At 72.1% G+C, this 13680-nt stretch carries 11 protein-coding genes and 1 pseudogene; 6 read left to right on the plus strand and 6 right to left on the minus strand.

The window, feature by feature from the left end; translation table 11 throughout:
- Positions 1 to 57: 57 nt before the first annotated feature.
- Positions 58 to 942, plus strand: a complete 885-nt coding sequence (locus tag ACFZDA_RS12140; protein WP_391078818.1) for a LysR substrate-binding domain-containing protein — start codon at positions 58 to 60, stop codon at positions 940 to 942.
- A gap of 102 nt (positions 943 to 1044) precedes the next feature.
- On the opposite strand, the pseudogene ACFZDA_RS12145 reads toward ACFZDA_RS12140, so the two are convergent.
- The 3 genes and pseudogenes from ACFZDA_RS12145 to ACFZDA_RS12155 all read right to left on the minus strand — a co-directional run bounded on the left by ACFZDA_RS12145 (position 1045) and on the right by ACFZDA_RS12155 (position 5248).
- A pseudogene (locus tag ACFZDA_RS12145) lies at positions 1045 to 3189 on the minus strand (putative bifunctional diguanylate cyclase/phosphodiesterase).
- Positions 3186 to 3998 carry an SAM-dependent methyltransferase gene (locus ACFZDA_RS12150; RefSeq protein ID WP_391078821.1) on the minus strand — a complete coding sequence of 271 codons (813 nt, stop codon included), beginning with the start codon at positions 3996 to 3998 and terminating at the stop codon, positions 3186 to 3188. The pseudogene ACFZDA_RS12145 and the gene ACFZDA_RS12150 overlap by 4 nt, the downstream one beginning before the upstream one ends.
- A 275-nt stretch (positions 3999 to 4273) precedes the next feature.
- Positions 4274 to 5248: an SCO0930 family lipoprotein gene (locus ACFZDA_RS12155; RefSeq protein ID WP_391078823.1), complete on the minus strand. Its 975-nt coding sequence runs from the start codon at positions 5246 to 5248 to the stop codon at positions 4274 to 4276.
- 483 nt (positions 5249 to 5731) lie between these two features.
- Here ACFZDA_RS12155 and ACFZDA_RS12160 point away from each other — a divergent pair, with 483 nt between their 5' ends.
- The 4 genes from ACFZDA_RS12160 (at position 5732) to ACFZDA_RS12175 (ending at position 7728) form a co-directional block, all read left to right on the plus strand.
- The gene (locus tag ACFZDA_RS12160; protein WP_391078826.1) at positions 5732 to 5878 is read left to right on the plus strand and encodes a hypothetical protein; all 147 of its coding nucleotides are present in this window, start codon (positions 5732 to 5734) and stop codon (positions 5876 to 5878) included.
- A gap of 166 nt (positions 5879 to 6044) precedes the next feature.
- Positions 6045 to 6173, plus strand: coding sequence for a hypothetical protein (locus ACFZDA_RS12165; RefSeq protein WP_306960869.1), 129 nt, complete (start codon positions 6045 to 6047; stop codon positions 6171 to 6173).
- Between the two features lie 24 nt (positions 6174 to 6197).
- On the plus strand, positions 6198 to 6962 hold the full coding sequence (locus tag ACFZDA_RS12170; protein WP_391078829.1) for a DUF4239 domain-containing protein: 765 nt from the start codon (positions 6198 to 6200) through the stop codon (positions 6960 to 6962).
- A gap of 223 nt (positions 6963 to 7185) precedes the next feature.
- On the plus strand, positions 7186 to 7728 hold the full coding sequence (locus ACFZDA_RS12175) for a hypothetical protein (protein ID WP_391078831.1): 543 nt from the start codon (positions 7186 to 7188) through the stop codon (positions 7726 to 7728).
- Between the two features lie 143 nt (positions 7729 to 7871).
- Here the strand turns inward: ACFZDA_RS12175 and ACFZDA_RS12180 are convergent, their stop codons facing one another.
- Positions 7872 to 8360: a hypothetical protein gene (locus ACFZDA_RS12180; protein ID WP_391078834.1), complete on the minus strand. Its 489-nt coding sequence runs from the start codon at positions 8358 to 8360 to the stop codon at positions 7872 to 7874.
- A 372-nt stretch (positions 8361 to 8732) separates the two neighbouring features.
- Here ACFZDA_RS12180 and ACFZDA_RS12185 point away from each other — a divergent pair, with 372 nt between their 5' ends.
- Positions 8733 to 9401, plus strand: a complete 669-nt coding sequence (locus ACFZDA_RS12185; protein ID WP_391078837.1) for a class F sortase — start codon at positions 8733 to 8735, stop codon at positions 9399 to 9401.
- A gap of 40 nt (positions 9402 to 9441) precedes the next feature.
- On the opposite strand, the gene ACFZDA_RS12190 is transcribed toward ACFZDA_RS12185, so the two are convergent.
- A complete protein-coding gene (locus ACFZDA_RS12190) occupies positions 9442 to 10275 on the minus strand; it encodes a polysaccharide deacetylase family protein (protein WP_391078840.1) in 834 nt (277 codons plus the stop codon).
- Positions 10276 to 10364: 89 nt separating this feature from the next.
- Positions 10365 to 13652 (minus strand): bifunctional lysylphosphatidylglycerol synthetase/lysine--tRNA ligase LysX, encoded by a 3288-nt coding sequence (gene lysX / locus ACFZDA_RS12195; protein ID WP_391078843.1) that lies wholly within the window; start codon positions 13650 to 13652, stop codon positions 10365 to 10367.
- Positions 13653 to 13680 lie beyond the last annotated feature (28 nt).

Here is a 13680-nt window from a genome sequence, read left to right on the forward strand (position 1 = left end):
CGATCGGTCCAAGACATGGTGCGGCTTGATTCCATAGGCAAGGGCTATCGTAGGAGTATGCAGTTCCACCAGCTCCAGTACTTCGTGGCCGTCGCCGAGACCCGGCACTTCACCCGGGCCGCCGATCTGGTGCATGTCGCGCAGCCGTCGCTGTCGCAGCAGATCAAGGCGCTGGAGCGGGAGCTGGGCGCGGACCTGTTCCTGCGGGCGCGCGGCAACATCACGCTCACGGACGCCGGTGAGGCCCTGCTCCCGCTGGCCCGGCGCATCCTGGCCGACGCGGACACGGCCCGGCACGAGGTGCTGGAGCTGGCGCAGCTGCGGCGCGGGCGGGTGCGGCTCGGTGCCACGCCCAGTCTGTGCACGGGCCTGCTGCCGGACGTGCTGCGCGCCTTCCACGACCGCTACCCGGGCATCCGGCTGCTGATCGAGGAGGGCGGTTCGCACGACCTGGTGCGGGAGCTGGCACGCGGCGCGCTGGACCTCGCCCTCGTGGTGCTGCCCCTGCCGACGCCGTCCCCGGCGCTGACGACGGTGGAGCTGCTGCGCGAGGACCTGGTCGTGGTCTCCTCCCCGGACGCGTCGAGCCCGGGCCGGGGCCGGCGCACCGTACGCGTCGCCGATCTGGAGGGCGAGCGTCTGGTGATGTTCCGGCACGGCTACGACCTGCGCGAACTGACCGTGGCGGCGTGCCGCGCGGAGGGGTTCGAGCCGGACTTCGCGGTGGAGGGCGGGGAGATGGACGCGGTGCTGGGTTTTGTACGCGCCGGGCTGGGGGTCGCCGTCGTGCCGCGGATGGTGGCGGCGAGGTCGGGCCGTGGTCTGCGGGTGACTCCGCTGGCCAGGCCCGGCCTCCACCGCACGATCGCGCTGGCGCACCGCAGCGATGTGGCTCCGCCTCGGGCCGCTCGGGAGTTGCAGCGGATGCTGCTTGAGCGGTGAGGTGGCGTTTCCTAGCCGCCGTTGTTCGTGAGCTCCGTTCAGGGTGCGGGTGGTGCGTGGCTGGTCACGCAGTTCCCCGCGCCCCTGAAGGGCCGCTCCAGCTCAGCCCGTTGCGTCCGCCAGTGCCAGCTCGTGCAACCTGTCCGGCGGGCCCGGGCGGGCGTAGTACCAGCCCTGGGCCGTGTCGCACCCCAGTATCCGCAGCTGTTCGGCCTGCGCACCCGTCTCGACGCCCTCGACCGTCACCGCGAGGTCCAGGCTGTGGGCCAGGGAGACGATCCCCTCGACGATCTTCAGGTCGACGGGGTCGGCCGGGAACTGCTGCATGCTCTGGGTGAAGGAGCGGTCCAGTTTCAGGATGCTGACCGGCAGGCGGCGCAGGTTGGCGAGGTTGGAGTAGCCGGTCCCGAAGTCGTCCAGGGCGATGTCGACGCCCATCTCCGCCAGCCGGCGCAACGGTTTCAGCAGGTCGTCGTCCGCTCCGATCAGCGCCGACTCCGTGACCTCAAGGCACAGGGCGTCCGGTTCGATGCCCGTGCGCTCCAGGATGTCGACGGTGTCCTGGACCAGACCGGGGTGGGTCAACTGGCAGGGCGAGAGGTTGACGTTGATCCGCAGCGGGCCCACGGCCTCGACGCCACCGTGCAGTTCCCGCCACTCGCGGGCCTGCCGTACCGACTGTTCCAGGACCCACCGGCCCAGCGGCACGATCAGCCCGGTGTGTTCGGCGAGCGGGATGAACCGGTCCGGGCCGAGCACCCCGTGCTGCGGATGCAGCCAGCGCACCAGGGCCTCCGCGCCGCGCACACTGCCGTCGCCGAGGTGGACCAGCGGCTGGTACTCGATGAAGAACTCGCCCCGCTCCAGCGCCGTCGGCAGCGCCGTGGTCAGCCCGTGCCGGGTGATGGCGCGGGCGTCCGCCTCCGGGTCGGCGAGTTCGAAGCGGTTGCCGCCCGCCGACTTGGCGCGGTACATGGTGATGTCGGCGCTGCGCAGCACCTCCGCCGGGCTGCGCTCCCCGGCCGGGCCCTCGACGATGCCGATGCTGCCGCGCACGGTCAGTTCCCGGCCGTCGACGCTGATCGGGGCGAGCAGCGCGTTCATGATGCGCGTGGCGAGCTCGTCGACCTCGCGCTGGGTGTCGGGGCCCGTGGTCAGGGCCACGAACTCGTCGCCGCCGAGCCGGGCGACCATCTCGCCGGGCGCGGTGGCGCAGGACTGGAGCCGGTCGGCGACCTCCACCAGCAGGCGGTCGCCGGCCGCGTGGCCGAGGCTGTCGTTGACGGTCTTGAAGCCGTCGAGGTCGAGGTAGCACAGACCGAACCGCTGGCCCTTCCCGGCGCCCAGTGCCTTCTCCAGGCGCTCGAAGAAGAAGGTACGGTTCGGCAGCCCGGTCAGCGCGTCGTGCGTGGCCTCGTAGCGCAGCCTCAGGTTGAGCAGCCGCCGCTCGGTGGTGTCCTCCATGAGCGCGAGCTGGTACTGCGGGCTGCCGTCGGCGTCCCGTAGCAGGGAGACCGTCAGATTCGTCCACAGGACCGTTCCGTCAGGGCGGTAGAACGCCTTCTCCACGTGGTAGTGCTCACGCTCGCCGCGCACGAGTTCGTCATAGAGCCGCCAGGTCTGCGGCGCGTCGTCGGGGTGGGTCCACTCCCTGACGTTGCGGGTGCGCATCGTCTGCTCGGAGACCCCGAACATGCGCAGCAGCGCGCCGTTGACCTGGAGGATGTTGCCGTCGAGGTCGGCCATGCCGATGCCTATGGCCGCGCCCTCGAAGACCGCGCGGAAGCGGGCCTCGGTCGCGTGCAGGGCCTGCGCCACCACGCCCTGCGCCCGCAGGGCGGCCTGGGCGATGGCCTCCTGCTCGGCCAGCGTCCGCTCGCGCAGGGCCTGCGCGAAGCCGGCGGCCATCGCGTGCTGGAGGCGTGCGGAGCGCGCCCGCAGGTCCTCCTAGTCGCCGTCGCCGCCGCAGTACAGGACCAGGTAGGCGTCCACGCAGTCCAGCGTGCGGCTGAGCGCCTCCGGGTCGGTGCAGTGCGCATCCACGAGGGCGGCGCCCACCGCCCTGCCCTCGTCGGCGTCGAAGGCCCGGGCCAGCAGCGCCCGGCTCAACCGCCGGGCCAGCGGCAGCAGTTCTTCCTCGAACTCGGGCCGGGTCGACGACGTCGAGGTCACCGGGAAGACGGCCCGGCTCCAGATCGTCGCGAACCGGCGCAGTCTGTCCTCCGGCCCGTCCGGTTCCGCGATCACGCCGTACGCCCCACGCCCGCGAAGCCGGAGAACGCGTACGGATCCTCGTCCTCCGGTGCGGTGTCGGGCCGCCAGCGCGGCATCGCCACCAGTCCGGGTTCCACCATGTCGTACCCCTTGAAGAACCGCGCGATCTCCTCGCGCGAGCGCATGATCAGCGGGTTGCGGATGTCCTCGTACACGTTCACCGCGCCACCGGCCCGCTCCGGCGGCAGGGGGACGCCCTCGTACGAGGCGTGGGTGAGCACGAGCAGGCTGCCGGGCGCGAGCGCCTCGCCCAGTTCGGCCACCGCCCCGTACGGGTCGTCCTCGTCTTCCACGAAGTGCAGTATGGCAACGAGGAGCAGCGCCACTGGCTGATTCAGGTCGATCAGCCGCTCCACCTCGGGGCTGTGCAGGATCTCCTGGGGCTTGCGGAGGTCCGCGGCGACGACGGCCGCGTCGTCCTCGCCCTCCAGGACCGCCTGGCTGTGCGCCACGGCCACCGGGTCGTGGTCGACGTACACCACGCGCGCGCCGGGGCGGGCGGCCCGGGCCACCTCGTGCACATTGCCGAAGGTGGGGATGCCGGAGCCGATGTCCAGGAACTGGCTGATGCCCTGCTCGGCCGCGTACCGCACGGCGCGGCGCAGGAACGCCCGGTTCGCCTGCATGATCTTGGGGAGTCCCGGCATGAACTCCATGGCCTTGCGGGCCGCTTGCCGGTCGACCTCGAAGTTGTGCGATCCGCCCAGGTAGTAGTCGTACATCCGGGAGACGCTGGGCACCGAGATGTCGATGCTCCGTGGGGCCCAGGCGGGACGCTCCATCTATCTCTCCAAGGCGTAGGCGATCCGGTGTTCGAGCAGAGGCTACTGATCGCCCGGCAATGGAGCGACCCGAAACGGAAATTGACCATCCGTTCCCGGTCACTGCCTGCGGCACGTGCCGAATTGATACCCGCGCGCCTGACCTTCGAACATGCGGCGAACATCCGACGGCTGCAGGTGAAGCACGGCAAAAGGTCCGCCCCTCCGTGGGTACGGAGGGGCGGACCGGGTCGGCTCCGTCGGGTGGACGAGATGATCAACCCTGGGAGGTCTCTCTACTTCTCCGGCGCGCCGACCAGCTTGCCGTCGGGCCGCACGGCGTACCAGGTGCCGCCGACGCCCTGGCCGTTGGTGTCGCCGGGAGCCTTGTCACCGGCGAAGGTGTAGATCGGTGAGCAGTTGATCGTCTGCTGCTTGCCCTTGCCGTCGGTCCGGTCGAAGACCATGTAGCCCTTCTCCTGGATGCCCTTGGTGTCGGCGTAGTCGACGGGCTCCACGAGCGGCCACTTCTCCAGGCACGCGCCGGAGCAGTTGGAGACGGGCTTGGGCCAGGCCTGGTCCTTCTTGAACCGGTAGACGGTCATGCCGTTCTTGTCGACGACGATCTCGCCGAGCTTGGGGTCGTTGCGGGTGGACAGCCCGGGCTGCGCCTCGGCCCCCGCGCCGCCGGCCCCGCCGCCCTGTGCCTTCTTGCCGTCGGGGGCCAGCGCGTACCATTTGCCGCCCACGCCCTGGCCCTTGACGTCACCGGCGTTGACGTCCTTGGCGTAGCGGTAGGCGGGCCAGCCGGCGACGGTGAGCTGCTTGGTGCCGTCGGCGCGGGTGACCGAGCCGAGCAGCGCCTTGTCGATGCCCTCGCCGGCCTCGGCGTCGTCCGCGGGCACCGGCGGCCAGGTCTTGGCGCAGTCGCCGTCGCAGTTCGACTTGGGCGGCTGGTCGGTGTCCTGGTCGAACCGGTACAGGGTGAGGCCCAGGCTGTCGGTCACCACCTTGCCGACCTCCTCGGCGGTGGCGACAGAGAGCTTGCCCGCGGGGGTGGAGGGGCTGGAAGGACTCGGCGAGGCCTGCTGGCCGCCCGCGGTGCCGCCCACCGAGTTCCCGGTGCCGATGCTTCCGTAGTCCCCGGGCGCTGCCGAGGCACCCACGTTCTGGCTGGCCGCCGGAGGGCTGTCCTGACCACACGCCGTCGTCAGCGCCAGGACCGCCGCGGCGCTCGCCACGAGTGAGGCGCTCCGCCAGGAGGTCTTCATCGTCAACTCCCCATAATCGCAAGGGTGTTGCAGCGCCCTGCTGCGCCGCCGCACGGTCATGAGTACGCATGGCGGGCGTGATTGTGTTCAACGACCGGCCAATTTTCTTTCCGGAACCTGTGACGGGGCCGCCCGCCCCCGCACACGGGTACGGGTACGGGTGCCGGTACGGACACGGGCCGGAGGCTCCGCGGGCGGCCGCCCGGCAAACCCACACCACCCGGAAATCCCTCTTTCGGGGCAACCCCCTTGCGCACCGGCACGTCCCGGCGGCAGAAGGCTCATGATCTTCGTCGTGCATGGACCCCTATCGACTCAAACCGCCCTCGCCGCAAGGGCCTTGGCGGTGGCGACGCTGACCTGGGCGCTCGTCGGCGCACCGTCCCCAGTCGCGGTGGCCGGCGCCTGCGCGTACGCCTCGACGGGGCCGGACGGCACGGAGGCGGTGGCAATCGCCGGAAGCAGGACCTGGCCGAAGCCGCCGTGCCCGCCCCCCACACCGACCCCCACGCCCACGCCCACACCGACCCCGACCCCGACGCCCCCGCCGCCACCGAAGCCACCACCGCCGGCGCCGACTCCGAAGCCCCCGCCGCCACCGAAGCCGACTCCGAAGCCGCCGCCCCCTGAGCCCCCGCCCCCGAAACCGGCCCCCACGGCCAGACCGGAGCCACTGCCTCCGCCTCCGCCGCCCCCGCCACACCCGGCGCCGCCGCCCCGGCCGGTACCTCCCCCACCCCCCGCCCCGGCGGCAAAGCCGTCGGCGAAGCCCACCCCGCGTCCGTCCGCTGCGCCCGTGCACTACCCGCGGTACCGCGCGGCCCCGCGGCCCCGGCCGGTGCGTCACACCATGTCGCCGCTCACCTTCGTCCTGCTCGTCACGGTGCCCGCGGTGGTCGCCGTCGCCGCGCTGCGCGCGCGCTGATCCCTGAAGCTCTGGAGGCATCTCTTGCCGGAATGGCTTGTTCTCACCCTCGCGATGCTGGCCGCCGGTGTCGTGGTGGTCGCCGTCACCCTCGTACGCCACCGCACGGCGTCCGACGACGAGGACCCCAGCGAGACCCCGGACGTCATCGAGTACATGACGATGTGGATCGGCGTGGTGTACGCCATCGTCCTGGGCCTGGCGATCGCCGGTGTGTGGGAGGGGCGCAGCGCCGCCCAGGACCACGTCCAGGCGGAGGCCACCGCGCTGCACGAGATCTCGGAGCGGGTCCGGGTCTACCCGGACGACGTGCGCGACCGCATCCGGGAGGACATCCACATGTACGTGAGCCATGTCGTCACCACCGAGTGGGACGCCATGGCCGACCAGGACCAGGTCACCGAGCGCGGCGGTGAACTCTTCGAGCGCGTTCGCCAGGACGTCACCGACTACGAACCCGAGACGGACTTCGAGGCGCAGGCCTACCAGCCGCTCGTCGACCAGGTGACCGCGGCCAGCCAGGCGCGGATCGCCCGGGCGGAGTCGACCGGGGAGACCATGCCGGGCGTGGTGTGGTTCGGGCTGATCGCCGGAGCCGTCGTCACCATCGGGATGATCTTCGTCCTCCAGATCCGCAGAACGACGCGGGAACTGATCCTCGCCGGGCTGTTCTCGGCACTGATCGCCTTCCTACTGTTCCTGATCTGGGACTTCGACTCGCCCTACAGCAGGGGCGTGACCGCTTCGGCGGACCCGTTCCTGAACCTCTTCCCGGGGGCAGGCGACTGACGGCACACGCACCACGGAACCGGGCCGGGGGACGAGCGGCACACCGCCGCCGTCCCCCGTTCGAGTCAACGGGGTTCCCCCTGGCGGCCCACCGGTGTGCCCCATTCGCGCGACTGCGATCGCGCCGCCGAGCGCACGTTCTTAGCGTTTCGGGCATCGAGGTGCATTTCTGACGTGAGCGGAACAGGTCCGCGGTTGCTCCTCGGGGACCCGGAGGATTCACATGCGCGCGATATGCGTCGCCTCGGTCTCGGCCGTACTGCTGGGCGCCGGCGCCCTCACCTCCTGCATGCCGGCCGGCGCGGCCATCCAGACCGATTTCGGCTTCAGCGTCGAGCCCTCCACCGTCGCGGCAGGCGGCGAGGTCACGCTGCGGGTGGAGCGCAACGAAGCGTGCCAGGGGGAGGCGGCGGTCTCCTCGCCGGTCTTCGACCTCGTCGTCATCCCACCGGAGGAGTCCTGGGCGACGGCCACCATCGACCGGGACGCCAAGCCCGGCGCCATGTACGACGTGGACTTCGTCTGTGACCAGTCGAGCGGCACCGCGCGCCTGACCATCGCCGGCGGCCCTCCGACGCACCACCCGGGGCATCACCCGTCGCACCACCACCGCCACCCGTCGAAGGGCGTGCACGCCGGAGAGGGCGGCGCCCTCGGCGGTTTCGACCTCAAGGAGTTCGGCCTCGGCGCCGCGCTGATCGCCGGCGCGCTGGGCACGGCGTACCACTTCGCCCGGCGCCGCACCGACGAGGGCGCCGGCAGCTGACCGGCCCCCACACCGCACGGTACGCAGCGCGCAGGTCTTCGCCCCGGATCCGTCGAGGGATCCGGGGCGAAGACCGTTCACGTGCGAGACGGCTCGTCGAAGGGGTTCGTGGAGCAGGGGCCCAAGGAGCGTGGAGCGGGGCGTCAGACGCGCCGCTCGGCGCGGCGGCGCATCCAGAACACCCCGCTGCCGACGACCGCGGCGGCCACGAGCCCGCCGCCGATGGCCATGTCGGTCGGGGTCGCACCGGTGGTGCTGCTGCCGCCGATACCGCCGCGGACACCGCCGATGACGGTGAAGGCGTGGGGCTTGGTCAGGGTCCTGCCGTTGCAGGTGACGGTGATGTCGTACGGCCCCGCGCTGGCGTCGTTCCGGATGGTGGCGGTGCCCCTCGCCGTCTCCTTGGAGCCGGAGGCGGGCGAGAGCCTCGCCGGCATCGTGAACGCGTTGGAGGTGGCCGTGCCACCGTTGCGGCAGCCGTCGACCGTGATGGTCAGCTGGCCGCCGCGGGCGATCACGCTGGGCAGGGCGACGATGTTGCTGGGTGTGTCCCACGCGACGGCCGCGGGGGCCGAGAGGCCGAGGGCGGCGACCGCGGCGCCGGCGACCGCCAGGGCACGAGTGTTACGCATGTGAACCTCCGCGGAAGACGCCCCGGGACCCGTCCCCGGTCGATCGGCGAGAAAGCGCCTCCCAGAAAGACAGTCAGTTGCCTTGCCCGCACCCGCATGTCGGGAATGGTCCGTCCTGGTGAGAGAAGGCACCGCGGGACAACCACGCAATCGGATATCGCCGCAGGTCACGGACCGTCAGAAATTTCCTCGCGGTGGCAACTCGGATGGCGCACCTCAGAGCGTCGACGTCTCCCCGGACGGCCCGTGACCACCCCGGACAGCCCCGCACCACCCGTTCGCTCCCGCCCCGTCGCCGGTTTCGCGCGCGGCACTTAGCGTTCTGGTATGCGCGAACGACACGGCGACGGCCGCGTCGAGAGGGGATGGCCCATGTCTGCGTCCGAGCTGGCCGAGGCGGAAGAGGAGGCGCGGCCGAAGAAGCGCGCCCCGTGGGGCGTGATAGCGCTGGTTCTGCTGACCGGCCTCGCGCTCATCCGGAATGGTTCGGGGGAATTCGACGAGGGCCCGCCGCAGCCGGCGACCGCGGCCGCGGCGGACAGCCGCGTGCCGGCGGCCACCTTCGCGGGGGCCGTCAAGCCCCTCCCCTACGCCCTCCCGGACCGGGTCCGGATCCCGGCGATCCAGGTCGACGCGCCGGTCATTCCGGTGGGCCTGGACGCGGACGGCTGGGTCGGCGCGCCGCCGCCGGAGGACCCGAACCTGGCCGGCTGGTTCACCGGTGCCGTCACCCCCGGCGAGAAGGGCACCGCGGTCGTCGTCGGCCATGTCGACAACCAGCAGGGCCCCGCCGTGTTCTACGGGCTCGGGGCCCTGGAGAAGGGCAACCGCGTCGAGGTCGCCCGGCAGGACGGGAAGACCGCCGTGTTCGAGATCTACGGCATCGAGGTGTTCGCGAAGGACAACTTCCCCGGTGACCGTGTCTACGCCTCCAAGGGGGCGGCGGAACTGCGGGTCATCACCTGCGGCGGCGGTTTCTCCCAGCAGAACGGCTACGAGGGCAACGTCGTCGCCTTCGCCCGCCTGGCCGAGGTGCGCTGAGCGCTCCCCGGCCGGGTGGGCGACGGCCCGACGGCAGGTCTCAGGCGTAGTCCCGCCGGGGCACGGTCACGTGGTAACCGGAGTCGAGCAGTTCCGGCAGATAGCGCCGCAAGGCGTGCACGCTCTGCGAGCGGTCGCCCCCGGCGTCGTGCGAGAGGACCACGACGCCGGGGGCGGCGCCGCGCTCGACCCGGTCGACGATGGACCGGGTGCCGGGGGTGGTCCAGTCGAGGGTGTCGACCGTCCAGGCGAGGGGTTCCATGCCGAGTTCGGCGCCCAGTTGGAAGGCGGCGCGGTTCCAGGCGCCGTAAGGGGCGCGGAACCACTCGGGGCGCTCGCCGTAGGCCTCCTCGATGACGTCGCAGGTGCGTTCCATCTGGGAGCGGATCTGCCGGCGGGTGAGGCGGGTGAGCAGCGGGTGGGACCAGGTGTGGTTCCCCACGACATGGCCCTCGTCGGCCATCCGGGCCAGCAGCACCTTGTTGTCCACGGCCATCTCCCCGCACACGAAGAACATGGCGCGCACGTCGTACTCGGCCAGCGTGTCGAGGATGGCCGGGGTGTAGCGGGGGTCGGGGCCGTCGTCGAAGGTCAGCACCATGGTCCGGCCGCGTCCGGAGACGCGCAGCAGCGGTTCGCGGCGTACCAGGGTCCGGCGGGGCGCTGCCTGCGGCGGGCCGTATCCGGTCAGGGGCTGCAGACGGTACGCGGAGGCGCTGCGGGGGCGCCGGGGCTGGGACCCCGCCGCCGGGACGGACCCGGCGGGGCCGTCCCCGGTGACCGCCGCGAGCACACCGGCCGTGGCGGCCGCTCCCACGGCGCCGGTGCCCGCGATCAACAGCCGGCGACGGGTGAGCAACTGATCCTTCTTCATGACTCATCAGTCGCCCGGCGGGAGGCCGACGCACCTGAGCAACACCGGTGCGGCGGCACGTTTTCACTCGAACGGCCCACGCAGAAGGGTCAGTGGCGGCGCACCAGGGGAAACGGCAGGGTCTCCCGGATCGTCAGTCCCGTGAGGAACATGACCAGCCGGTCGACGCCGATGCCGAGGCCGCCGGTGGGCGGCATGGCGTACTCCAGTGCGTCGAGGAAGTCCTCGTCGAGTTCCATCGCCTCCGGGTCTCCCCCGGCGGCGAGCAGGGACTGGGCGGTGAGGCGGCGGCGCTGCTCGACGGGGTCGGTCAGCTCCGAGTAGGCGGTGCCCAGTTCGGTGCCGAAGGCGACGAGGTCCCAGCGTTCGGCGAGGCGCGGGTCGGTGCGGTGCTGCCGGGTGAGCGGGGAGACGTCGGTCGGGAAGTCCTTGTAGAAGGTGGGCGGCCCGGTGCGCTCCTCCACCAGCCGTTCGTACATCTCCAGGACGATGTCGCCGTGGCCGTCGTCGGCGGTGTACGGCACCCCCGCGCCCTCGCACAGCCGCCTGAGGGTCTCGGCGTCGGTGCCCGGGTGGATCTCCTCGCCGAGGGCCTCGCTGACGGCGCCGTAGACGGTCTTGACCGGCCACTGCCCGGAGATGTCGTACTCCGTGCCGTCCTTGTGGGCGACGGGCCGGCCGAAGGCGGCGGTGGCGGCGCCCTGGACGAGTTCGCGGACGAGCTCCAGCATCACGTCGTAGTCGGCGTAGGCCTGGTAGGCCTCCAGCATCGTGAACTCGGGGTTGTGCTTGTAGGAGACGCCCTCGTTGCGGAAGGTGCGGCCGAGTTCGAAGACCTTCTCCAGGCCGCCGACGCACAGCCGTTTCAGGTACAGCTCGGGGGCGATGCGCAGGTGGAGGTCGAGGTCGTAGGCGTTGATGTGGGTGGTGAAGGGGCGGGCGTTGGCGCCGCCGTGGATCTGCTGGAGCATCGGGGTCTCGACCTCCAGGTAGCCGCGTTCCAGCAGGCCCTGGCGCAGTGCCTGGACGGCGGTGGAGCGGGCGCGGATCACCTCGCGGGCGCCGGGGCTCGCGACCAGGTCGAGGTAGCGGCGGCGGACCTTGGTCTCGGGGTCGGCGAGGCCCCGGCGTTTGTCGGGCAGGGGGCGCAGGCACTTGCCGGTGAGCTGCCAGGAGGTGACGAAGACGGTGGGCTCGCCCTGGTCGCTGACGCCGGCCCGGCCGGTGGCGGTGATGTGGTCGCCGATGTCGGTGTCGGCGGTGAAGCGGTCCAGGGCGGGGCCGGAGCGGTCGCGGGTGAGGGCGAGCTGGTGGTCGCCGGACCAGTCGCGCAGGACGGTGAAGACGATGCCGCCGAAGTCGCGGACCAGCATGATCCGCCCGGCGACGGTGACGTCCTCGCCCTGTTCGATGCCGGCGAGGGTGTGGGTGCGGGGCGGGAGGCCCACCGGGTAGGGGTCGGTGCCTGCGGCGCGCAGCCGGTCGAGCTTGCGGTGCCGGACGCGGACCTGGTCGGGCAGGCCGGAGAGAGGGCCGGCGGGCTCGGTCCCGTCCCCTCCGGCGAGGCCGAGCGCCGCCAGTGACGGCAGCCCGCGCGTGGTGGCGGGCCGCTGTCCGCCCTTCGGGTGCCCTCTTCCCCAGAGCTTGTGCAGGGAAGGTACGGACACGAAGCCCTCGGCGATGCCGGAGGCGAGGCCGACCCGGGCGAGCGAGGCGGCGTCCGCGTAGCACAGGAAGCGCGGGTACCACTGGGGGCGGTACTTGGCGTTGGACCGGTACAGGGCCTCCAGTTGCCACCACTTGGAGAAGAACAGCAGCAGGCGGCGCCAGAGGCGGAGCACCGGTCCGGCGCCGATGCGCGCGCCCTCCTCGAACACGGAACGGAAGACGGCGAAGTTCAGCGAGATCCTGCGCACGCCCAGTTTCGGCGCGGTGTGGCACAGTTCGGCGACCATGAACTCCATGACGCCGTTGGGTGCGGTGCGGTCACGGCGCATCAGGTCCAGGGAGACGCCGTCCTTGCCCCAGGGCACGAAGGACTGCAGGGCGAGCAGGCGGCCGTCCTCGTCGATTGCCTCCACGAGGAGGCAGTCGCCGTCGGCCGGGTCGCCGAGCCGGTCCAGAGCCATGGAGAAGCCGCGCTCGGTCTCGGTGTCGCGCCAGGCGTCGGCCCGCTCCGCGATCTGCCGCATCTCCTCCTCGCCGAGGGTGGAGTGGCGGCGGACGCGGCAGGTGACGCCGAGGCGGCGGACCCGGTTGACGGCCTGGCGGGTGACGCGCATGTCGCGGCCGTCGAGAGCGAAGTCGAGGACGTGCAGGATCGCCTCGTCGCCGAGCTGGAGCGCGCCGAGCCCGGCCCGGACGAAGGCCCTGGCGCCCTCCTCGGAGGCGCCCATCACGGCGGGCACCCAGGCGTACCGGCGGGCCACCTCCTGCCAGGCGGCGATCGCGTGCGGCCAGGCCTCCCGGTCGCCCACCGGGTCGCCGCTGGCCAGGCACACGCCGGCCTCGACTCGGTAGGTGACGGCGGCCTTGCCGCTGGGCGAGAAGACGACGGCCTTGTCGCGGCGGGTGGCGAAGTAGCCGAGGGAGTCCTGGTCGCCGTAGCGGCCGAGGAGGGCGCGGATGCGGGCCTCCTCGTCGTCGTGCAGGGCGGCTTCCAGGCGCTGGGAGCGGAACAGGGTGGTGGCGGCGTTCAGCAGGGCGAGCGCGCCGAACAGGCCGAGCAGGAAGTACAGGGCGTGCGGCGGGCGGCCGTCGAAGCTGCCCGCGGGCACCAGGCCGCCCAGGACCCGGTTGGCGGCCCAGGCGAGGCGCTCGCCGCGGGGCAGGGTGCCCGGGAACGCCTCGACGAGGCCCCAGCCGGCCAGGATCGCCGCGGCCAGCCCGGCCGCCAGGACGGCGAGCGCGCGGCGTACGGCGGCCCGGCGGGAGGCGGCGTAGAACTCGCCGCGGGCGACGATCAGCAGGACCAGGGCGAGGCCGCAGACCACGAAGGACGGGACGGACTCGGCGAACTCGCCGACGGCCATGCCGAGGATGTCGGTCAGGACCAGCAGGCCCAGGTAGACGACGACCAGCCACCAGGCGATCTTCTTGCGGGCGCCGGTCGCGGCGGCGAGCAGGAACAGGAAGACCGCGTAGGCGAGGTTGGCGCTGACGGGGACGAGCAGCAGGTCGAGGAAGCGGACGAGGGGGCGCAGGCCGGTGCGCAGCGGCGGGATGACCGCCAGCAGGGCGCAGAACAGACCCAGGGCGCCGAAGAGGACCGCGAAACCCTCGGGTACCCGGCTCAGGAAGCCATGAGCACGGCGGCGGGGCCGTATCGGACCCGTGGTGTCCTTTCCGGCCGTCCCGGTGTCCGCGATGGCACTCATGTTTCGACCATAGGAACAGCCAGGTCTC

The sequence above is a fragment of the Streptomyces sp. NPDC007991 genome (assembly GCF_042958445.1).
Taxonomy (GTDB): Bacteria; Actinomycetota; Actinomycetes; order Streptomycetales; family Streptomycetaceae; genus Streptomyces.